The following is a 20,327-nucleotide window of genomic DNA, read 5'->3' as shown; positions in this document are numbered from 1 at the left end:
CTAGACGCCGAGCGCCAGCCGCATGAATACCGTGCCCGCGACCGGCGTGTCATAATAGGGTTCGACCAACTCGAAGCCGGCGGCGCGGTATAACCCCTGCGCCGCAACCATGGTCGGCAGCGTATCCAGCCACATCTCGGCATAGCCGATCCGCCGCGCCTCGACGATCAGCGCCTCCATTAGCGCACGGCCCAGCCCCGTTCCGCGCCCGGCCGGCGCGACATAGAGCCGCTTCATCTCGCACTGGCCAGACATTGCCATCGGCCGCAGCGCGACACATCCGATTGGCTCGCCAACGGCTCGTCGCGCCAGCAGCAGCATGCCATGGGGCGGTGCGTAATTGCCCGGCAACCCCCTCAGTTCGCCCGCGAAATCCTGGTAAGCCAGATCGATGTCGAGCGACGCCGCATAATCGCGGAACAACCCGGCGACTGCGACCAGATCGGCCGCGTCATTCGCCGGAGAGATGGAAATATCGCGCACCATGCCCTCTCTCATGCCGAGCCGGATCGTCAATACCAACCGTCAAGATCCCGATTGAAATCCCTCGAAACCTGCATGGTTTTTCGACATCGCCCGCCTAAGGCTCGAACGTGACATTTCGCCTTCCCTATGCCCTCGCGGCAATCGCCCTCTTCGCGGTCGAGATCGCCATCGCGCTGTTCGTGCATGACCGCATCATCCGGCCACATATCGGCGACAGCCTGGCGGTGGCGTTGCTCTACCTGGCGCTTCGCGCGGTGACGCCGCTGCGCATCACGCCCGCTGCCATGCTTGCGCTGGGCATCGCCATCGCGATCGAGTTCGGCCAGCTCTTCGGCCTGATCGGCGCGCTTGGACTAAGTGGAAATGTCGCCGCCCGCTTCCTGCTCGGCGCAGGCTTCGATCCGCTGGATTTCATCGCCTATGTCGCTGGCGCTCTGGTCGTGCTGACGGTGGAATCCATGCGTACAGACCAGGCGACGCGATAGGGCCGCCTCACTCTCCACCCAATCGACGCCGGACTCGGTCGTAAAGCGAGGTCCGGTTCAACGCCTGGTCCAGCAGGTCAAGCGCCACCAGAGCCCGTTCGGCTTCCTGGTTGAGTTCGACCGAGACCGCCTCGAGCGCGACCCAGACCGGGGCTAGGTCTTGATAAAGTTGCCGCCCAGCGACTGAGAGCGTCAGTCGGCCACCGCGCGCATCGTCCGGGTTCACCTCGACCATGACCAGCCCGGCCTCGTCGAGCGATTTGCGCGTCTGGCTGACCGAGGCCTGGCTGATGCCGAGCCGAATCGCGAGTTTGCTGACCGATAATGCCGGCCCCTGCGCCAATTCATTCATGACGCCGAACCAGCGTTGCTCGAAACGCACACCATGATCGGCATAGAGCCGCGCGCAATCCTGGTCGATCCGCTCCGATAACCTCCTCAGCCGGCCACCGATCGCCGCCGCGCCATAAGCACGCGATCCCCCACCGACATCGACATCCCACTCTTCGCTCATTGACAATTCCATAGGCGCCTAAGTAAATAGATAGGCGCCTACTTATACCTCGGTTATCGGTGGCGTCACCTGTACGGAGCCCTTCATGATCCGCATCCCGCATCTGCTCGTTGCCGTGCTGCTGTCGATGATGATGACGGCAACTCCGGCGCGCGCCACCGACACCGCCCCCGACATCGCGCCCGGCCCGGTCGATCTCATGCGCGCGGACCTCGACACGCTGGCGAAAACGGATGGATTGAGCGGGGTGGTGCTGATCGCGAAAAATGGCACGCCGATCTTCGACCAGGCCTATGGCTTTGCCAATCTCGCCGACCATATTCCCAACCGGATCGATACCAAATTCAACATGGCGTCGATGGGCAAAATGATCACCGCGGTCGCGATCATGCAACTGGTCGAGTCCGGCAAGGTCTCGCTCAACGACAAGGTCGGCAAACATCTCCCTGGCTTTCCCAATCAGGCGGTACGCGAACAGGTCACGATCGAACAATTGCTGACCCATCGTTCGGGCATGGGCAATTTCTGGGAAGTGCTGGCGGACAAGGCGAAGGAGCGCTTCGTCACCGTGTCGGACTATATCCCCCTGATCGCCGATCAGCCGCTTGCGTCCGCACCCGGCGCTCGCTTCGCCTACAGCAATAACGGCTACATCATACTCGGTCTGATCATCGAAGCAGCCAGTGGCCAAAGCTATTTCGATTATGTCAGGCAGCATATCTATATGCCCGCGGGCATGACCGACACCGACGCCTATGAACTCGACCAGCCAGTGCCAAATCTAGCCATCGGCTATACCCGCGATGCGGTACGGCCCGGGCGGATCAGCAGCAACATCTTCGTCAATGCCTTTAAGGGCGGCCCTGCGGGAGGTAGCTTCACGACTGCCAGGGATCTACTTCGCTTCAGCACCGCGCTGCTCGGTCACAAACTACTGAACAAGATGACCACCGAGCTGATGACCAGCGGCAAGGTCGACTATGGCGACAGGCGCTATGGCTACGGCTTTATCGAGGAAATCGCCAATGGCCATCGCGTCATCGGCCATGGCGGGGGCCATATCGGCATCGCCGACGAGCTGATGATCTTCCCTGATCTCGGCTATGTTGCGGTCATCCTCACCAACGGCGATGTCGATAATTTCTGGGACGTGCGCGCTCTTGTGAAGCGCGACCTGGTCGGAGCATCGGCTGATACCGAGAGTCTCGCTTATACCAAAGCGCTGGTCGAGACCGCTCGATCGAGCGGTTATGAGGCGGCGGCGAAGCGTCTGGCCAGCGATCCCGCTCACCCCGCACTGCGTAGCGGCGTGCTCGAACAAGCGGGTTATAAATTGCTGTGGCAGTCGCAAGTCGATGCGGCGATCGGAGTGTTCCGCCTCTACATCACAGCCAGCCCGGACGATGCCTATGCCTTTCTTGGGCTCGGCACCGCCAACGCCCGGGCGGGTAACAAGGCTGAGGCCATCAGGGCCTGGCGCCGCTATCTCGCGCTGGAACCCGACGATGCCGAGATCAAGACGAAGCTTGCGGCATTGATCAGGTGACCGGCTGCGACAGCGGGTGAAGCGTTTCGTGCGATTGCTTGTCGTCCAGTCCACCGCGGGAGAAAGACCTGCTGACCGACTCCGGTTGGGGTTTCCCGATCATGGCGCTGTGGTGCGGATATCACAGGCGCGCCGGAGCAAAACCCCGCCCATTGTCATGACGGCGGGCGGTAGCCTCGGTCCCGCGAGTTTGGCGCGATATGGCGCGGTGCATAATCGCCCGACTGGCCACCCCAGAGACTGGACACGAAGGCCACTCCGCGCTGGTGCAATGCATGTTCCCGCGCCTATGTCAATATTTGTCTGACAACTTCCCGAGCACAGGAACATGCAGTCCCAGGAATGATGTTTCAGGGTCGGCCCTTGACCTCGATTCAAATCGCTCCGCCTGTGCCTCATCTCGCATCGCCATGCACATGGCGGGGTCCGGCATGACCCTCGACCGGCAGGACAGGAGATACACGGGTGTCGAGAATATTCGAAGATAGGGTTGCCGATCCATCCCCCCTTCGCACCGATCAGGCCGCACCGGTCGGCGATGCCCTCACGACGATCGGACGGGCCGATCCCGCCGACGCCGCCGTCAGTCCGAGCGCTACCGATGACCTGGCGTCGCCGGCGGCACCGGACGCCGCCGCTGGCCAGCGGCGCACCAGAATGCAGCTCTATACGCGAATGATGACCGATCTGGAGGTGCTGACCGACGGCAAGCGCATGCCGACCGACGCTGAAATCGATGACGCGCTGACTCGTGCGGCACGAGCTCTTGGCCTCCCCGTGCCGTCCGGCAATCGGCGCGACGCCCCATTCATTGCCGCACGGCACGCGCATCCCGATCAGGTGGCGGGAGCATCCTCACCGGATCTGCCTTTCGACATGCCGATGAGCGGCGCCGCGCCTGGGCTGGAACGGCAGCCGCCGCTGGACGAAGATGACGAGACGCCGATCACCCTGATCCCACCCCGGCCCGATGCCGGTGGTCCACCACCCTATTCCGCCACTGAAGAGCTAAAGCCGGTCGAACATGATCGGCGGATGGCAACCTGGCTCGAACAAGGGCTGAGCGCGCAGGATCTTGACCAGGTGGTGGCGGGCATCACGCGATCGGGCAATTTCGAGCAGATCGTGGCGGTCAGAAATGCCGCCCGCACCCTTGCCGACATCGACGCCATGCATAGCAATACACGAAACCTGGCCGATCGGCTGAGCGCTTATCTCGACGGTGACCAAGTTGACGACAACACCGACGTCAGCCCGACCGGCGTACCGGAGTCGCTCATGGGGTTGGCGAGTCGCTATCCCGGCGGCGCCATGCTTCAAAATGCCGATTTCGCGGCAGGCGATGGTCGCGGCAGAATCAGCTTTGACGGCAATGGACGCGCTGCTCCCGGCAATGGCGGGGTCTCTTTCGGCCGGACAATCTTCGATGCCCTCACGCGCAGATCACCGCCGAAAAGCGACCTGGATCCGATCATAGACGCGCAGTTGAACGGCACGTTGGCGAGGCCAGTGGACAAGCCGCCGCTGACCGAGATGGAAAAGACTCAGCTCACCGCGCTGACCATCACCGAGCTCAGCTATGATGAGGGCGCCACCGTCAATTCGGTCGCGACGCATTACGGCGCCTTCAGAAGGATGAGCAATCGAGAACTCAAGGCGCTCGGGCTACAACCCGCTCGTTTCAATCAGCCCGAAAATGGATTGAATTCCAGCCTGTGGACCAACGGACGAATCTTCATCTTCACCGTGACCGGCAGCAACGATTCAAAGATTACCGGTGAAGACTGGCGCACAAATCGCATCAGCGAAGCGCAATTGGTGCCGAAACAATATACGGAAGGTATCGAACTTGCCCGAGACATACAGAACAGATTGAAGCAGATAACCGGCCATAAACTGTTCTTTACCGGTCATTCGCTCGGCGGCGGAATCACTGCTGCCGCCGGATCGTTGCTAAAAGTCACGACGATCACATTCGATGCGGCCGGCCCGTCACCAGGCCTTACCTCACTTTATGGCATCAAGCGGAATGTGGGGAATGTCCTGAACATATCTCATCGGCAGGATCCTCTCAGCCGAACTCACGATCCAATACCCTTTACCAACTCGATCATCGGACGACAGATGTGGGTTGGAAAATCCGGCCTTCCCTTTAATCATCAACTGCCGCCGATTCGGGAGGGTATCTTGTCCGGGGAACGATGATGAGAAGGCGATACCGGATTTCATTGGCGTGCATGGCTGGCCTGATCGCGGCCGCGCCGACCTATGGACAGTCCGCGTCTGGCCTCGGCGAAACCAAGCCGACCGCACAGGCACAGGCCGGCATTGCTCAGGCAAGCGCCCTGTTCCCGGATCCTGATGTAAAGTCGTTCATGGATTGTGTGCAGACGACACAGGATCGGGATTTGCGCACGTGCAAGCTGGACCGCGCAAAAATCAATTATGAGGGATATCGCGGCATCACGCCGTTGCTCCGGCTCGTCACCCTTGACCTCCTATCCCCCCAGGGGATCACGACTTTCATCAAACAGGGCGCCGACCCGTTCATTTACAGCGCGCGTGACGGGCTGTCCGCTGCCAAGTTTCTCGTCACTTATGAGCCGGTCGAGTATCTCGAAGCACTATATAACGCCGGCGTGGATATAAATTACAATAAACTTGAAGGGGATGGAAGCTTCTCCATAATCGCGGAAGTTATCTCTGACTGGGATCAGCGCAAAGTCGACTTTGTATTCGATCACGGTGGCGATATTGAACAAAGATCGTTCGACGGATCAACACCGCTTCTCCAGATAGGCGGATATTATTACAAATTCAGCCCTTTCATTAAGCACAAATATCTTCTAGATAGAGGAGCATCCCCGTTCGCTACAGACTATTTTGGTGACGGAATTTGCAACGATGTCGTAAATTCGCAGCAAGACCCCGACGCGGCGACCAGGAAAAGTAAGAAAGTTCTGCTGGCCATGCTGAAAGCGCGCGGCATCGATTGTTCAAAAACCAAGCGCGACAAAGAAGATACCAGCATGGTCATGACCTATAGCAACTCCGAGGCGGAAAAGCCCGGCGCGGCGCAGGCAGGAGCTTTGACGACGCCGCCCCCGGAGTAACGACGCCCGAATAAAGACGGGCGCCACGCGACCGTTGCAGCGATAGAAATCGCTGCGTCCACAACGGCATCGGCGGACGATTGCGCCAGATCCTGCGGCGCAAAAAACGCGGCACGAGCCCGAAGGCTCGCACCGCGCCTTGCTTCATGCCGATCAGGATCAGTCGCGCTGAACCGCGTCCTTCAGTTCGGCGCGCTTGGCTTGGTCGAGCGCGGCGACGGCCTTGGCGGGGCAGTGCACCACCGCCGGCAACCGCGGGGTTTTGCCCGCCGGCGTGTGGTCGAAACGCATCGTGCAGCCCGCTTCGCGCTGCGCGGGGGTCAGCGGCCCGCGTGGATTCTCGGTGGCGGCAGCGGGCGCAGTTGCGCCGATCGCAATCGCGGCGGCGGCAAGGATCAGGGGGAGACGCATGGAACAAACTCCGACAATATGGCATAGGTTGTGCCGCACCATCTAGGGAGGCCGCATGTCTGGCCATTCGCCCCACTGTGACAAAATGTTTCCCGCGCCTCCTGTTAAAGGCCACTCGCATTGACCCGTCGAAGGGCGCTCCCTAGGTGCGCGATGTCATGAACAACCGCACGACCGATCCCATCGAGCCCAGTAATTCCGCGCCGTCGATCGTTCTGGTCGAGGACGATCCCGCGCTGCGCACCCTGACCACGCGCGCGCTGCAGCAGAATGGCTATCATGTCCGTCCGGCTGCCTCGGCGCCCGAAATGTGGCGCGCGCTGGAGGCCGGGCCCGCTGATCTCGTGCTGCTCGACGTGATGTTGCCGCAGACCAGCGGCCTCGATCTGTGCCGCGCGCTGCGCCAGCAAAGCGACGTGCCGATCATTTTCGTCAGCGCCAAGGGCAGCGAGACCGATCGCGTCGTCGGCCTGGAAATGGGCGCCGACGATTATCTGGCCAAGCCGTTCGGCACCGCGGAACTGCTCGCCCGCGTCCGCGCGGTGTTGCGCCGCGGCGGGCTCGACCGGCGGCACGGCAAACCCGAACAGGGCCTGATCGAATTCGATGGCTGGACCGTCAATGTCTCACGCCGTGAACTGCAATCGCCGAGCGGCGCCGGGGTCGACCTGACCGGTGCGGAATTCGATCTGCTGATGAGCCTGATCGACCATGCGGGGCGAATCATCGCGCGCGAGCGCCTGCTCGAATTGTCACGCACCCGGCTTGGCGACAGTTCGGATCGCAGCGTCGATGTGCTGATCAGCCGGCTGCGGCGCAAATTGTCGCATGGCAAGCAAGCCGCGCCGATCGTCACGGTGCGCGGCATCGGTTACATGTTCAACGCGACGGTCACGCGCCATTGAGGCGCTTCGTGCGCCCGTCGATCGGCGTTGCCGGCCGCGTGGTCGCCATCCTGCTGCTCGCCATGGTGATCGAATTCGGCGCGAGCACATTGCTCTATGAACGCGCCAGCCAGTTCGCGGTGCGCGAGGATGAGGCACACCGCCTCGCCGAACATCTCGTCATCTGCAAGCGCCTGATCGCCGACGCCCCGCCGGACAAGCGCGCTGCCCTGGCGACGGAATTATCGACCGACCGCTATGAGTTGCGCTGGCGGGCCCAGCTTCCCCCACCGCCGCCCAACGCGCCCGCGCTCGACACGATGCGGCGCCAGGTGATCGGCTGGGAACCGGCTTTGGCCAAGAGCGACTTGCGGTTGCGCCTCGTCGCCCCGGGCCATCATGCCATGGTTTCCGGCGGGCTGACATTACCCGATGGCGGCTGGCTGCATTTTCGCACGCTGCAGCCGGTCGCGCGGCTCAGCTCATCATTCGACCGCATCCTGCTCGCGCTGATCCCGGCGGTGGTGCTGATGGTCCTGGGCAGCGCGCTGTTGCGCCGCATGCTCGCACCGCTGCACGGGCTGGCCGAAGCAGCCGACCGGTTCGACGGCGGGGGCGACCATATCGTGCCCGAAGCGGGGCCAAGCGAGGTGCGCCGCGTGACCGTGGCGTTCAACCGCATGCAGGCGCGCATCCGCCATCTGATCACTGACCGGACCCAGGCGCTCGCCGCGGTCGGCCATGATCTGCGCACCCCGCTCGCCCGCCTGTCGTTGCGCGCCGACATGATCGACGACCGTGAGATCGGTAATGCGGTCGCCGGCGATGTGGCCGAAATGGAAGCGATGGTCGCCTCCCTGCTTGCCTTTCTCGGCGGCGAGGATGAGCCCGAACGGCCGGTGCCGATCGACCTCGCCGTGCTGTGCGCAACGATCGTGGACGCCGGCAGCGATGCCGGACACGCGATTGCTTATCGCGGCCCCGACCATCTTGACCTGGTCACGCGCCCGCTCGCGCTGCGCCGCGCGATCGGCAATCTCGTCGACAATGCACTGCGCTATGGCGAGCGGGTCGAGCTCGTGCTGCTGCGGGCGGATAATGGCGTGACGATCGATATCGAGGATGACGGCCCGGGCATTCCCGACATCTCGCTCGCCCGGGTGCTCGAACCGTTCGTGCGGCTTGACGATGCCCGGACGCGCAACACGGTCGGTTTCGGGCTCGGCCTGGCGATCGTGACGCGCACGGTCGATGCGCTTGGCGGACGATTCACGCTCGCCAACCGCCAATCCGGCGGGCTTCGCGCACGGATCGCCCTGCCGCATTCGGTTAAACCAAGCGAAAACACGAACGCGGAAACACTTCGTCACGAAAATGCCGCACCGCAGCAAAGGAGCGACGCCATATCCTGATCCGAACCGTGCCCCCCGGCACGGTGGACTCAGGAGTATTACCGTGAACGACTTGATCGGCCGTGTGATCAGTTTCGAAAAGCAGGTCTTTCCGAACCAGAGTGCACTTTATGCCAGACTGGCGACCGACGGGCAGAGCCCCAAGGCGCTGATGATCTCCTGCGCGGATTCGCGCGTGGCGCCCGAACATATCATGCAGGCGGAGCCGGGCGATCTGTTCGTGTGCCGCAACGCCGGCAACATCGTTCCGCCCTTCTCGACCGCCAATGGCGGCGTGTCGTCGACGGTCGAATATGCCGTCGCGGCGCTCGGCGTGCGCGACATCATCGTCTGCGGTCATTCCGACTGCGGCGCGATGAAAGCGTTGATGAACCCCGAAATGCTTGTCGGCATGCCCAATGTCGCGGCCTGGCTGCGTCACAGCAGCGCCGCGCACAGCGTGGTCAGCAGCTCGTATCGCGATCTTGAAAGCCATGACGCGGTGCGCATCGCGAGCATGGAAAATGTCGTGATCCAGCTTGCCCATCTGCGCACGCATCCGTCGGTCGCCGCCGCTGTGGCGAGCGGCCAGATCGCGCTGCACGGCTGGTTCTTCGACATTCATGACGGCCTGATGCTTGGCCTGGATGGCGACACCGGCCGCTTCGTGCCGATCCATGAGGATCACCCGATGCCGGTCGCTCTGCGCGCCGCCGATCGCCGCGCGACCGAGTCCGCTTCCGCCCCGCTCGGGGAAGCCGCATGAGCGATATAGCCAAGGTTGCCCGGCCAGGCGTGTCCTGGCCGAGCATGGCGGGACTACCGCGCGACCTGACGGCATCGATCGTGGTGTTCCTGGTCGCGATGCCGCTGTGCATGGGCATTGCGATCGCCTCAGGCGTGCCGCCGGAGCGCGGGCTGATCACCGGCATCATCGGCGGTATCGTCGTTGGTGCGCTCGCCGGATCCCCATTCCAGGTCAGCGGCCCGGCCGCCGGCCTGGCCGTCATCGTGTTCGAAATCGTTCGCGACCAGGGCCTGTCGGCGCTTGGGCCGATCCTGCTCATCGCCGGCCTGATCCAGGTCGCGGCGGGCATCTTCAAGCTTGGCGGCTGGTTCCGCGCGATCTCGCCCGCCGTGGTGCATGGCATGCTCGCCGGCATCGGCGTGCTGATCGTCGTGGCGCAGTTCCATGTGCTGTTCGACGCCAAACCCCTCCCCAGCGGACTCGATAACCTTGCCGCCATGCCCGCACGCCTGCTTGGCCTGTCGATGAACTGGGCCGGCGCGGAAACCGCTTTTGCGGTCGGCCTGCTGACCATCGGCGTGATGCTCGCGTGGGAGAAGTTCCGCCCGCAATCGATGCGTCTCGTGCCTGCCGCGCTGATCGGCGTGCTGGTCGCGACTCTGGTCGCATCGGGCCTTGGCCTGGGCGTCGTCCGGGTCGAAGTCCCCGCATCGATCCTCGGCGCGATCGTGCCGCCCGAAAGCGGCCTGCTTGCGCGGCTGATCGATCCGACGATCCTCACCGCCGCGCTCGCCATCGCTTTCATCGCCAGTGCCGAGACGCTGCTGTCCGCGGCGGCAGTCGACCGCATGCATGACGGCGTGCGCACCGACTATAACAAGGAACTGCGCGCGCAGGGCATCGGCAATCTGTTGTGCGGCGCGGCCGGTGCGCTGCCGATGACCGGTGTGATCGTGCGCAGCTCGGCCAACGTCCAGGCCGGTGCCGCAACGCGCTTGTCGGCGATCCTGCACGGCGTGTGGATCCTCGCGTTCATCGTGCTGCTGCCCTGGCTGCTGCGCGAGATTCCGATGGTCGCGCTTGCCGCGGTGCTGGTCGTGACCGGCTGGCGGCTGGTCAGCCTGCAGCATGTCCGCCACCTGTTCCGCGACTATGGCCTGCTGCCCGCCGGCATCTGGGCGGCGACGCTCGTGACGGTGGTTGCGGTCGACCTGCTCAGCGGCGTGCTGGTCGGCATCGGCCTTTCCATGCTTGAACTCATTCCGCATCTGAAGCGCTTGCGCCTGAAGATCGATGAGGAGCAGGACGGCACTGACGGTTATCGCATCGCACTTGACGGTGCGGCGACCTTCGTCTCGCTGCCGCGTCTGTCGGACTCGCTTGACCGGGCGCCGCACGGCACCCCGATCCGCCTCGACGTGAGCCGCCTCTCGGCCGCCGACCATACGACCGCCGAGATGATCCGCGAATGGCTCAGCCGCCGACGCGCCGGCGGTGCGGCGGTCGAACTGACCGGCAACAACAACAACCGCATCGCGGCGCTCGCCTGACGCCCCTGTCCCCGGCGAAGCCCGCGCGTTTCCCCCCTCCCGGTCACCCCATCGGGAGGGGGGTTTTTTTGCCTGCTCACCGCAACCGGTCGGCTCACGCCAATGCGGCGATACAGGCCAGCAGGATGGCACCCCCCATTGCGAGATTCATGATCCGCTCGGCGCGCGGCGTCAGCGTCAACCGGCCCAGCGCAACACCGGCGAGCAGCCATGCCAGATCGACCACTGCCATGACGACCACGCACAGCGTCCATTTCAGCAGCCCGTCGGCAAATCCATAAGCGGGCGTCAGGATCGCGAACGATCCGAACAACGAGGCGAAAGCGAGATAGGCCTTCGGGTTCGCGAACCCGAGCATGAAGCCGCCAGGCAGCGTGAAGGCGCCGCTCGGCGCGTCGTCGCCGATGCTGCCGCTGAGCGGCGCCGATGCGATCGCCCAGGCCAGCCACAACAGATAAGCCACCGAAACGATCATCAGCGCCGCGTGAATGACCGGAAAGGCCCGGATGACCGCCACCAGTCCGGCGGCGCTCAAACCCGCGGCGAGCGCCAGGCCAAGCTGCATCGAGCCGAAATAGCGCAGCCCGCCAATCGCCCCGCGCGAGCGCCCCACCGCGATGAGCGCCGCAATCCCGGGGCCCGGCGATCCAAGCAGTGCCGTTGCCGCCAGTGTGAACACCATCACCGTCTCAATCATATCGCCCCCGAAAAAAAGATATAAAGACATCTTTATATCTTTATATTGCTGACCGCAATCAGGTGCGGACAGCTCATATCGGGCCCGGCCGCGGTGGAATCGCGGCTGGCTGATCAGGCTTCTGCAATGGCGAATCGTGACGGCAGCGCAGTTATGCGTTCGCCCGGGGCTGCCGGCGGCGTGGCCTAAGCCTGCTGAATTTCCGGCAGGACATATCCGACCGTCGCCTGCGCCACAAGATGAGCTTCGGATCCCTGCCACAACCTGATGTCGATGGTGGCAAGCCGCCGCCCGAGCCTCAACAGCCGCGCATCGGCCACCACCCGCTCGACCCGGCACGGGCGCAGGAAGGTGATGTTGAGAGTGTTGGTCACCGCCATCGCGACCGGCCCGACATGCGCCAGGACAACGGCATAGGCAGCAACATCGGCCAGTCCCATCAAGGTCGGGCCGGAGACGATGTTTCCCGGGCGCAGCGTCTGCGGACCGGGGTCAAGCTCCATCCGGACATGGTCGAGCGCCACGCCGACGACCTGGCCAAGGGCTGGACGCGCCACTGCCGGGAACGCGGTGTCGAGAAAGGCGGAGAGCTCTTCCAGGCTCATCCGGACGGATCGCTGGAAGGGCGGCGCTGGCGGGACTTGGGGCATGGCCGATGGCTTGAACGATGATCGTGACGTTCGCAATGGGTGGAACGGCAGCCTTGAGTATCTGCCGCCGAAAGCGGACACTGGGTCGAACGTCGGGAGGAAGCGCGTGACCGATTACACCCCGGAAGGTCGACATTCGGTGACCCCCCGCCTGATCACGCCCGATGTCGCCGAGCTCGTCGATTTTATGCGCGCCGTGTTCGACGCGCAGGGCGACTATGTGCCTGAACGCCCGGCCGAGCTCAGGATAGGAGACTCGATCATCATGGTCAGCGATGGCGGCGGAATCAGGCCCTCCATGCCGGGATTTTTCTACCTTTACGTCCCCGATACGGACGCCACATTCCAGGCGGCAATTAGCGCGGGCGCCGTGGCCATCGAACTGCCGGGCGACATGCCATGGGGGGATCGACGCGCCACGGTTGCCGACCGCTGGGGAAATCTTTGGCAGATTGCCACCTATCTCGGGGTGGGCGGCTGACGGGGTCCCCAGCGCTTACGCTTGCCGCGTTTTCAATGCGGTGACGGTCAGCGAAATCCTGCCACCCGCCGCCCCGCCGGCAATCTTTCCTTACAAAGCCGTGAAACAATGGCAATGAAGCCCGGCTAGGATCCGTCGCGTCCGGGCCGACCGATGCCCCTTTCCGTACCCTCGTGATTGAGCGGTCCGGCGATCCGGATGCAGGAGGAACCTAAACCGAGATTCGGGAGGTTCCATTGAAGACCAGACTGTCGCTTATCGGCCCAGCCGCACTGCTGTCCGCCGCGCTGCTTGCCCAGCCGGCCTTGGCCCAGGATACCGAGCCGACCAAGCCGATCACCGTATCGGGTTCGGTCGCGCTCGTATCCGATTACCGCTTCCGCGGCGTCTCGCAATCGGACGAGGAGATCGCGCTGCAGGGCGGCGTGACCGTGGCGCATGAATCCGGCTTCTATATCGGCGCCTGGGGATCGAACCTGGCCGGTTGGGGCACGTTCGGCGGCGCCAATCTCGAACTCGACCTGATCGCCGGGTACAAGCGGCCGGTCGGCGGCGGCACGCTCGATGTCGGCGTGACCTGGTACATGTATCCTGGCGGCGCGGACAAGACCGACTTCTTCGAACCCTATGCCAAAGTGTCCGGCACGATTGGCCCGGTCGGCCTGCTCGCCGGCGTGGCCTATGCGCCGAAGCAGGAAGCGTTGGGCAACTTTTCCAACACGCCGTTCAGCCGCGGCCAGTCCGAGGACAATCTCTACCTCTGGGGCGACGCCACCATCGGCATTCCGAAGACGCCGCTGACCGCCAAGGCGCATATCGGCTATTCGGACGGCAATCCCGGCCTCGGCCCCAACGGTACCAGCGTCGCGCCAACCGGCAAATATTTCGACTGGTTGCTTGGCGTCGATGCGGTGGTCGGCCCGCTCACACTTGGCGTCGCGTATGTCGACACCGATATCGGCAAGGCGGAATCGGCCTATCTGCTGCCCAATTTCAGTTCGACCAAGGACAATGGCCCGATCGCCGGCGGCCAGGTGGTCTTCTCGGTTACGGCGTCGTTCTGACGCCGGACGGAAGGGGTGCGGCTCGTCGCCGTCGCGCCCCTTCCGGTGAGGGCACTCAATCGCTTTCGGCACGATCCCCCTCAAGGTCAGGCAAGATGGCGCGAGTCTTCAGAAAGGTCCGATAGCGAGGGCCTTCGGACGCATAGATTTCCTCCCCGCCGCCCATATAGGCCCGCATCAATTCATCGGCGGCGTGATCATCATGCCCAAGGTTCAGGAGAACCTGTCCGTAGCGCAAGTGCAGAAAGGGATTCCCCAGCCCGCCGGGGCAGATCACGGCATCTTCCAGCGCCTCCAGCGCGGCCTCGTCATCGCCGGCACGGAAACAGGCGTCACCAATCGCTATGAGTATCCATGTGGTCGCGTTCCAATGTTCCTTCGGTTCAGGAACCAGCGCCAATGCCTTGTTATACTCATCCACCGCCTCGTCGAACACTCCCTCCCTGGCAAGCTGATCGCCCCGAGCGCACAAATGCACGATCAGCGCATAAGCCGCAGCGTTCAGTTCCTGCCTGTCTTCCGCCACCGTCACCTCCTTTTCCTGACCGCCGCACGCATGAGCGGCCTCCTGTAAATCTGCCGTATCTTTGCACCTTCAGAGCGGTTGATGGAACGAGGTTGAAGAATATAATTTTCTGGATCGAGCATGAATTTCCTCACATGCGTCGATTTTGATCCAGTGTAATGCGACCCCGCATTCCACCAAGTAACAACGTCGATTTTGTGAGCCATGTCTATTGTCGAATCGATAGTAGCCAATTGTCCATTATTCAATCTAAGTTTAAGATTGTTAGGATTGCCCCTGAGCAATGGCCCATCACCGACTATAAGTCCCTCGCTACGCATCCGATTTACAACATCTCGACCTGTAGAGGAGAATTTATCGGGAGTACCACCTACATAGGTCGAACGCGCATCGCGAACGGCGGGTTCAACTTCTAAAAGCGAGCTGCGTTTATAGTCAGGATGAAAACTTGTGGATCGCCTGCTGCCAAGAGGCAGGCCTGTAGATAGGCCACCACTCCCGGAACCACCTGCCGCCGCTGCAGCGCCGGCAGCGGCAGTCGCTGCGTCCAGAAATTGGCCACGAGCAATTTGCCGCTCGAGTTCATCGAGACTGGCCCCCTGTGCCCGTGCCTGAAAATAGGTCTGCTCGGCAAAGCTCGGCAGCGCGTCATTGCGGTTGGCCATGACCTGCCGGTCCAGCTCGATCTTCCGCCGCTCCTCGATCATTTCCGCGGTCAGCGCGGACATGCTCGGCTGTCGCGACTGGTTGAGGATGCGCGCCTGATAGGCCGTGTTGAAGTCGGGATAATCGATCCGGTCATAGCTGAAGAAGTCCGGATTCGAATTCGCGTCGATCCATCGCCCGCCCGACATCGCGATCGACGCCCTTTCCAGAGCATCGGCGAAGTCCAGCAGATATATCTTGTCCGATTCAGGAGAATCGGGATTGGCTGCGGCAAAGGATCGCGACGCCGCCGCGAGCGAGGCAAGGTCATACCCAACCCTCGCGCTGGTGTAGGAATTGTTCAGCGAGCTGGTTAGGTCATGTCCGGCGTCACCGGCCAGCCCGAACTTGCGCGTCGATTGCTCGATCGCCGCGTGGGCGGCATTTTCCGCCGTAACGGCTCTCAGATACGCGTTGACCTTGCTGAGCCGGGTCGCCGGTACGCGTTGACCTTGCTGAGCCGGGTCGCCGGATTGCCATTTTCCGGCTCACCTTTCCCACGAATGAAATCCTCGACCGTGCCCGTGCCGGAAATCGTCTGGCGGGACTGATCCGCCGGAACGACGAACTGGTCGGGAATGGCAGCACCGGACGGCTCATCGACGCGACGCGGACCAGCCATGCCACGCGCCTCATTCGCGGTGTCGGGCGAGCCGGCTGCCCGCAACGGCAGCCCTTGCGCCCGCGCCGCCCGCTGCAAGGCTTCGTCGATTTCGGCATCGGTCGGCAGGCGTTCGTTCTGGGTCAGCACCGACAGGTCAGTCATCATGCGCGAGTAGAGCTGCATCTTCGCCCGGCGCAGCGCGGCACCCGTATCGGCGATTGCTTCGGACACGACACCCGCGACCAGCCCCGACGCCGCCGTCGCCGCCTTTACTGCGGCGCGCTGAAGGTCCCCCGGAGCAACAGGCGCATCGCCACCATCGATCGGCGGTGCGATCGCCCCTGCCGCGACGCCACCCGACCGAGCCGGCTCGACCGGTATATCGGCAGCGGGCTCTCCGTCCGGCGGCGGCTCGTCCAAGGGGTTTTCGTATGGCATGCGCAAACCGTCTCTCCCGTCACGCCATGCACAGGATACGGTGTCCGATCGCCTCGACCCGTCATGGCCATGCGAGGCTGTAGCGAGCGGGGTGAGAGCTTGAATCGGCCAGCGGGAGCCTCGGCCGGCGAGCCGGTCGCGCATGACGGGCTCGCGGAGGACAATGGCCAGCGCTCCGATCGCCGTCCCCCCAAAAGAACCGACACCGATTCAGCCTCGCTACGGATCATGTCAGCGTGACTGCGACCTGGACGCCATGCGCCTCCCGACCGCTCTTTCTCATCATGAAACCGAGGGACATCCCTGTTCCGGCGAAAGCGCACCCCTGACCGGTATCGCGCGGCACGGCACGCGCGCTGCGCAGGTGCCTTAGCCAAATTCTGGATGCGATGAACAATGGCGGGGATAGAGCAGGCCGCGAGGTCGCCGCTTTTCCCGATCTTGCGGCAGACTATCGCAGAAATTCCCGTGCCGCCCCGCCGAAATTCCCGCAGCTTTTCCCGCAGAATCCCGCAGACCAGCCGAAAAAACACTTTTCGCGCAGCAAATCCCGCAGCGGCATCCTGCAAGGCCATCGGCCGCCCGTTGCAAAACGGGTTCTTCACTGGCGTTGGTTCCGGCTATGACGGCCCGATCGCGCGCTGATCACCAAAGGCAGAGGGTATGACGCGGCGGAGTTGGAAAAAGGGGCGAAGCGTCGATGCATGAGATCCTCCTTTGGGCCGCGAGCCTGGTCGCCGCCGTCACCTGGGCGACGCACACTTTTGTCGGCGGCGTGCATGTCGCGCGTCCGCTGCTTGCCGACACGTCGCTGCCGCCGGCGGCGAAATGGCTGTCCTATTATTGCTGGCACCTGGCCACGCTGATGATCGCGGCGATGGCGCTATTGTTCGCGGCGGCGGCGCTCGGCCATGTCGGCCCCGGCCTGACCTGCGCGCTCGCTGTGTTCGCCCTAGCGTGCAGCGCGCTCAGCATCGCCGTGGCGCTGAAAGGCGGCATCAGGCCATGGCGCTTTCCCTCGACCAGCCTGTTCCTGGTCACCGGACTATTGGGACTGGCGAGCGGTTGCGCGTGATGCGCACCTGATCGCCCAGGCATCACGCCGCTACGGCGATCGCTTTCAGCCAGTCGCGCACCGCCTGAATCTCAGCGCCAGCCAGCGCCTCCGGCGTCGCGACGACATGATAGGTCGCACCGTCGATCACTGGGCCGAACGGATGGACCAGCAACCCGGCATCGATCTCCGCCCGGGCGAGCACCAGGCTGGCGATCGCCGCGCCATGCCCGGCGATCGCGACCTGCAGCGCATGGCCGTCATCGGTGAAGCGCGGCCCTTCCGCGACGCGGAGATCGTCCATGCCGGCAAGCCGCGCCCATTGCCGCCAGTCGGGCGCTCCGGCGCGGCGCTTCCATTCGGTGTGCAGCAAGGGGGTGTGGTGCAGGTCGGCCGGCGCGGACAGGCCAAGCCGCGGACTGCACACGATGCCGAACCGGTCGGCCAGCAACGGTTCCGCGACCAGCCCGGCAAAGGGCCCCGCCCCATAGCGCACCGCAATGTCCGCCACGCCCGTCCCGAGATCGACCACCTCGTCCGAGGCATGCAGCCGCAGATCATAGCCGGGATACAGTGCCTGGAACGCGCCCAGGGCCGGAAGCAGGACACGGGCGGTGAACAGGGTCGTCGCGCTCAACGTCACCGCGCTGCGCCCGGTTGGTGGCCGCAGATCGGCAATCGTGCGGGCAAAGGCATCGAAGCCGTCACGCAAGGTCGGATAGAGTCGCAAGCCCGCATCGGTGAGCGCGACGCGCCGGGTCTGGCGGACGAACAGGGCGAGCCCGAGCACCGCTTCGAGCAAGCGGATCTGATGGCTGATCGCGGTCGGCGTGACCGCCAGTTCGTCGGCCGCCTTGCGAAAACTCTCATGCCGTGCCGCCGCCTCGAACGCGCGCAAGGCGGCTAGGGGCGGCAGCCGGCGATGGCGTGCGATAGATGAGCCATATTCACTCATCGGCTGAATAATTCGCGTTCGTCATACCTGACCTTGGAACCCATCTATCCTCCAGTACCGTATAACAGATGAGCTGGACTTGACATGACGCTTTCCGATTCTCGCCGCATTCTTCACATCGACGCCAGCGCGCGTGCCGGCCTGTCCGGCCGCGACCGGCATGGCTCGCACACGCGACGGCTGAGCCGGCGGTTCATCGATCGCTGGTCGGCGCTGCGCCCGCAGGACGCGATCACCTATCGCGATGTCGGATCGCAGCCCCCGGCCCCGGTCAGCGGCGAGTGGATCGCCGCCGCCTTCAGCCCGCCCGAGCGGCGCACAGAGGCACAACATGCGGCACTGGCCGAAAGCGATCGCCTGACCGCCGAACTCGTCGCCGCCGACCTGGTCGTCATCGGCGCACCGATGTATAATTTCGGCGTGCCCGCGCCGCTCAAGGCCTGGATCGACAATGTGGTGCGGGTCGGCCTCACTTTCGGCTTTGACCGGGCACGATCCGGCGCGCCCTATTGGCCGATGCTGCCCGCCGGCAAGAGGCTGGTGATCCTGACCGCGCGCGGCGATTACGGCTATGACGCGGGCGAGCGGCTCGCGGCGATGAATCTGGTCGAAGCGGGCCTGACCGTGCCGCTCGCCTATCTCGGGCTTCACGACACCGACACGGTCGCGATCGAATATGACGAGTTCGCCGACGACCGCCTCGCCGCATCCATTGCCGCCGCCGAGACGGACGTGGACCGGCTGGTCGATGGATTGACGGGTTCCGGCACTGCCGCCAATCTCGCGGCTGACCGATTCAGCCGCGCATCGCGGCGCGTTTCAGCCTAGCTCGCCAAGTTCCGCCAGCCGCCGCGCGGCAATCGCTGCGCCATTGGACCTGACGGTCGTGGCGACGGCGCGCGCGCGGGTGGCGACGCCCGGTTCGAGCGTCTCACGCAACGCGGACGCCAGCGTATCGCGGCTCAGCCCCGCGATCGCCGTGCCGATGCCGAGCGCGCGGACGCGCCGGCCCCAGTAGAACTGGTCGCTGAACATCGGCGCCACGATTTGCGCCACGCCCGCACGCGCGGCGGCGGTGGTCGTGCCGGCGCCGCTATGGTGCACGACGGCGGCGACCCGCGTGAACAATGCCTGCTGATTGACCTCGCCAATCGCGATACAGTCCGGCGCGTCGTCGATCGGGGCGAGATCCGCCCAGCCCCGCGATACAATCACACGCCGGCCAACCGCGCGCACCGCGTCGATCAGCACGCGGCTGGTGCCCGGTGCGGCGGGCATGCTGCCGAACCCGATATAGACCGGCGCTTCGCCGCCATCCAGGAACGCCTCCAGTGCCGGCGCGAGCGGGCGCGAGTCGGGCAGGATCCACGCGCCGGTCTGCACGACCCGCATGCCTGGCGTCGCAGGGGCCGGCGCCAGCGTCGCATCGGCAGCGAGCCAGGGCCGGTCACCAAGGATATGGTCGATCACGTCATCGACCCGTGCGAGACCCAGCCGCGCCCGGTTCGCGTTCACCCGCTCCAGCGAGCGCAGGTTCCAGGCACGCCTCGTTTCGTCCCACAAGCGCAACGTCGCCGCCGCCCCGTCCGGCTCCACCGCCTGCCCCGGCGGCGCGAGGTCGGGCGAGGGCAGGGAAACCGGCGCATAGGCGGCCACGACGTAGCGAAGGCCATGCAGTTCAGCGACAGACCGGGCGGCATATTGATGAACGCCGCCCGCGACGATCAGGTCGCAGCCCTGAGCTGCCGATCCGATCGTCTCGAACTGGTCAGTTATCAGGTCGGGGATCAGGGCGGGCGCCGCCTCCCCCGCCCGCGGCGCGCGCATCTCGATCCCGACCGGTGTCGCGGTAAATCCGAGCCCGGCGACCCAGTCGACAAAGTTCGGCGGGACGCAGAGCCGCACCTCGTGTCCAAGCGCCTGCATCTCCAGCGCCAACGCCACCACCGGCTGCACGTCTCCGCGCGTTCCCACCGATGACATCAGCACGATCATGCGACCTCCAATGGCGAATTCCGCATCGAT

Annotated in this window: 23 protein-coding genes; 13 read left to right on the top strand and 10 right to left on the bottom strand. The window is 64.2% G+C overall.

The genetic code is table 11. The features are described 5' to 3' along the window. Positions 1–522 (bottom strand): GNAT family N-acetyltransferase, encoded by a 522-nt coding sequence (locus tag OO12_RS13210; RefSeq protein WP_200887459.1) that lies wholly within the window; start codon positions 520–522, stop codon positions 1–3. Positions 523–593: 71 nt separating this feature from the next. On the opposite strand from OO12_RS13210, the gene OO12_RS13205 reads away from it, so the two are divergent. After that, a complete protein-coding gene (locus OO12_RS13205) occupies positions 594–971 on the top strand; it encodes a DUF2809 domain-containing protein (protein WP_034159102.1) in 378 nt (125 codons plus the stop codon). A 7-nt stretch (positions 972–978) separates the two neighbouring features. Here OO12_RS13205 and OO12_RS13200 read toward each other — a convergent pair whose 3' ends face one another. Beyond that, a complete protein-coding gene (locus OO12_RS13200) occupies positions 979–1,485 on the bottom strand; it encodes a MarR family winged helix-turn-helix transcriptional regulator (RefSeq protein WP_034159213.1) in 507 nt (168 codons plus the stop codon). Positions 1,486–1,570: 85 nt separating this feature from the next. On the opposite strand from OO12_RS13200, the gene OO12_RS13195 reads away from it, so the two are divergent. The 3 genes from OO12_RS13195 (at position 1,571) to OO12_RS13185 (ending at position 6,144) form a co-directional block, all read left to right on the top strand. Continuing rightward, positions 1,571–3,031, top strand: coding sequence for a serine hydrolase domain-containing protein (locus OO12_RS13195; RefSeq protein WP_052215843.1), 1,461 nt, complete (start codon positions 1,571–1,573; stop codon positions 3,029–3,031). A gap of 465 nt (positions 3,032–3,496) precedes the next feature. Then, complete coding sequence (locus tag OO12_RS13190) at positions 3,497–5,236, top strand: lipase family protein (RefSeq protein WP_034159101.1); 1,740 nt, start codon at positions 3,497–3,499, stop codon at positions 5,234–5,236. A 32-nt stretch (positions 5,237–5,268) separates the two neighbouring features. After that, the gene (locus OO12_RS13185; RefSeq protein ID WP_034159100.1) at positions 5,269–6,144 is read left to right on the top strand and encodes a hypothetical protein; all 876 of its coding nucleotides are present in this window, start codon (positions 5,269–5,271) and stop codon (positions 6,142–6,144) included. Positions 6,145–6,303: 159 nt separating this feature from the next. On the opposite strand, the gene OO12_RS13180 is transcribed toward OO12_RS13185, so the two are convergent. Next, positions 6,304–6,555 carry a hypothetical protein gene (locus OO12_RS13180; RefSeq protein ID WP_034159099.1) on the bottom strand — a complete coding sequence of 84 codons (252 nt, stop codon included), beginning with the start codon at positions 6,553–6,555 and terminating at the stop codon, positions 6,304–6,306. Between the two features lie 158 nt (positions 6,556–6,713). Between OO12_RS13180 and OO12_RS13175 the strand changes: the two genes are divergently transcribed. The 4 genes from OO12_RS13175 to OO12_RS13160 are packed head-to-tail and all read left to right on the top strand — an operon-like array spanning position 6,714 to position 11,128. Beyond that, a complete protein-coding gene (locus tag OO12_RS13175) occupies positions 6,714–7,460 on the top strand; it encodes a response regulator transcription factor (RefSeq protein WP_052215842.1) in 747 nt (248 codons plus the stop codon). Continuing rightward, positions 7,457–8,851, top strand: coding sequence for an ATP-binding protein (locus OO12_RS13170; RefSeq protein WP_082006516.1), 1,395 nt, complete (start codon positions 7,457–7,459; stop codon positions 8,849–8,851). The genes OO12_RS13175 and OO12_RS13170 overlap by 4 nt, the downstream gene beginning before the upstream one ends. 43 nt (positions 8,852–8,894) lie before the next feature. Then, positions 8,895–9,596 (top strand): carbonic anhydrase, encoded by a 702-nt coding sequence (locus tag OO12_RS13165; RefSeq protein WP_034159098.1) that lies wholly within the window; start codon positions 8,895–8,897, stop codon positions 9,594–9,596. Between the two features lie 44 nt (positions 9,597–9,640). Beyond that, positions 9,641–11,128 (top strand): SulP family inorganic anion transporter, encoded by a 1,488-nt coding sequence (locus tag OO12_RS13160; protein ID WP_034159097.1) that lies wholly within the window; start codon positions 9,641–9,643, stop codon positions 11,126–11,128. A gap of 94 nt (positions 11,129–11,222) precedes the next feature. Here OO12_RS13160 and OO12_RS13155 read toward each other — a convergent pair whose 3' ends face one another. Together OO12_RS13155 and OO12_RS13150 are read right to left on the bottom strand one after the other, a co-directional pair. Further along, positions 11,223–11,810 carry a LysE family translocator gene (locus tag OO12_RS13155; RefSeq protein ID WP_052215869.1) on the bottom strand — a complete coding sequence of 196 codons (588 nt, stop codon included), beginning with the start codon at positions 11,808–11,810 and terminating at the stop codon, positions 11,223–11,225. Positions 11,811–12,010: 200 nt separating this feature from the next. Then, positions 12,011–12,430, bottom strand: coding sequence for a PaaI family thioesterase (locus tag OO12_RS13150; protein ID WP_034159096.1), 420 nt, complete (start codon positions 12,428–12,430; stop codon positions 12,011–12,013). 43 nt (positions 12,431–12,473) lie between these two features. Between OO12_RS13150 and OO12_RS13145 the strand changes: the two genes are divergently transcribed. Both OO12_RS13145 and OO12_RS13140 read left to right on the top strand, forming a co-directional pair. Next, positions 12,474–12,956, top strand: coding sequence for a VOC family protein (locus OO12_RS13145; RefSeq protein WP_200887457.1), 483 nt, complete (start codon positions 12,474–12,476; stop codon positions 12,954–12,956). 236 nt (positions 12,957–13,192) lie between these two features. Next, positions 13,193–14,020 carry a TorF family putative porin gene (locus tag OO12_RS13140; RefSeq protein ID WP_082006514.1) on the top strand — a complete coding sequence of 276 codons (828 nt, stop codon included), beginning with the start codon at positions 13,193–13,195 and terminating at the stop codon, positions 14,018–14,020. A gap of 55 nt (positions 14,021–14,075) precedes the next feature. Here OO12_RS13140 and OO12_RS13135 read toward each other — a convergent pair whose 3' ends face one another. From OO12_RS13135 to OO12_RS13125, 3 genes are all read right to left on the bottom strand, one after another. After that, positions 14,076–14,546, bottom strand: a complete 471-nt coding sequence (locus OO12_RS13135) for a tetratricopeptide repeat protein (RefSeq protein WP_034159095.1) — start codon at positions 14,544–14,546, stop codon at positions 14,076–14,078. A 2-nt stretch (positions 14,547–14,548) separates the two neighbouring features. Beyond that, positions 14,549–15,400 carry a hypothetical protein gene (locus OO12_RS26920; protein WP_052215840.1) on the bottom strand — a complete coding sequence of 284 codons (852 nt, stop codon included), beginning with the start codon at positions 15,398–15,400 and terminating at the stop codon, positions 14,549–14,551. A 254-nt stretch (positions 15,401–15,654) separates the two neighbouring features. Continuing rightward, positions 15,655–16,275, bottom strand: coding sequence for a hypothetical protein (locus OO12_RS13125; protein ID WP_152616412.1), 621 nt, complete (start codon positions 16,273–16,275; stop codon positions 15,655–15,657). 407 nt (positions 16,276–16,682) lie between these two features. Here OO12_RS13125 and OO12_RS28580 point away from each other — a divergent pair, with 407 nt between their 5' ends. After that, on the top strand, positions 16,683–16,919 hold the full coding sequence (locus OO12_RS28580) for a hypothetical protein (protein WP_160296803.1): 237 nt from the start codon (positions 16,683–16,685) through the stop codon (positions 16,917–16,919). A 74-nt stretch (positions 16,920–16,993) separates the two neighbouring features. Continuing rightward, positions 16,994–17,368 (top strand): hypothetical protein, encoded by a 375-nt coding sequence (locus OO12_RS26915; RefSeq protein ID WP_052215839.1) that lies wholly within the window; start codon positions 16,994–16,996, stop codon positions 17,366–17,368. Positions 17,369–17,390: 22 nt separating this feature from the next. On the opposite strand, the gene OO12_RS13115 is transcribed toward OO12_RS26915, so the two are convergent. Beyond that, positions 17,391–18,302 carry a LysR substrate-binding domain-containing protein gene (locus OO12_RS13115; RefSeq protein WP_052215838.1) on the bottom strand — a complete coding sequence of 304 codons (912 nt, stop codon included), beginning with the start codon at positions 18,300–18,302 and terminating at the stop codon, positions 17,391–17,393. An 84-nt stretch (positions 18,303–18,386) separates the two neighbouring features. On the opposite strand from OO12_RS13115, the gene OO12_RS13110 reads away from it, so the two are divergent. After that, positions 18,387–19,130: an FMN-dependent NADH-azoreductase gene (locus tag OO12_RS13110; RefSeq protein ID WP_052215837.1), complete on the top strand. Its 744-nt coding sequence runs from the start codon at positions 18,387–18,389 to the stop codon at positions 19,128–19,130. On the opposite strand, the gene OO12_RS13105 is transcribed toward OO12_RS13110, so the two are convergent. Further along, positions 19,122–20,297 carry a glycosyltransferase gene (locus OO12_RS13105; protein WP_034159093.1) on the bottom strand — a complete coding sequence of 392 codons (1,176 nt, stop codon included), beginning with the start codon at positions 20,295–20,297 and terminating at the stop codon, positions 19,122–19,124. The genes OO12_RS13110 and OO12_RS13105 overlap by 9 nt on opposite strands. Between the last annotated feature and the right edge of the window lie 30 nt (positions 20,298–20,327).

It is taken from the genome of Sphingomonas sp. ERG5 (assembly GCF_000803065.1).
Lineage (GTDB): Bacteria > Pseudomonadota > Alphaproteobacteria > Sphingomonadales > Sphingomonadaceae > Sphingomonas.
The sequence above is the reverse complement of the archived record's forward strand: the minus strand, read 5'-3'. Positions and strand labels throughout refer to the sequence as shown.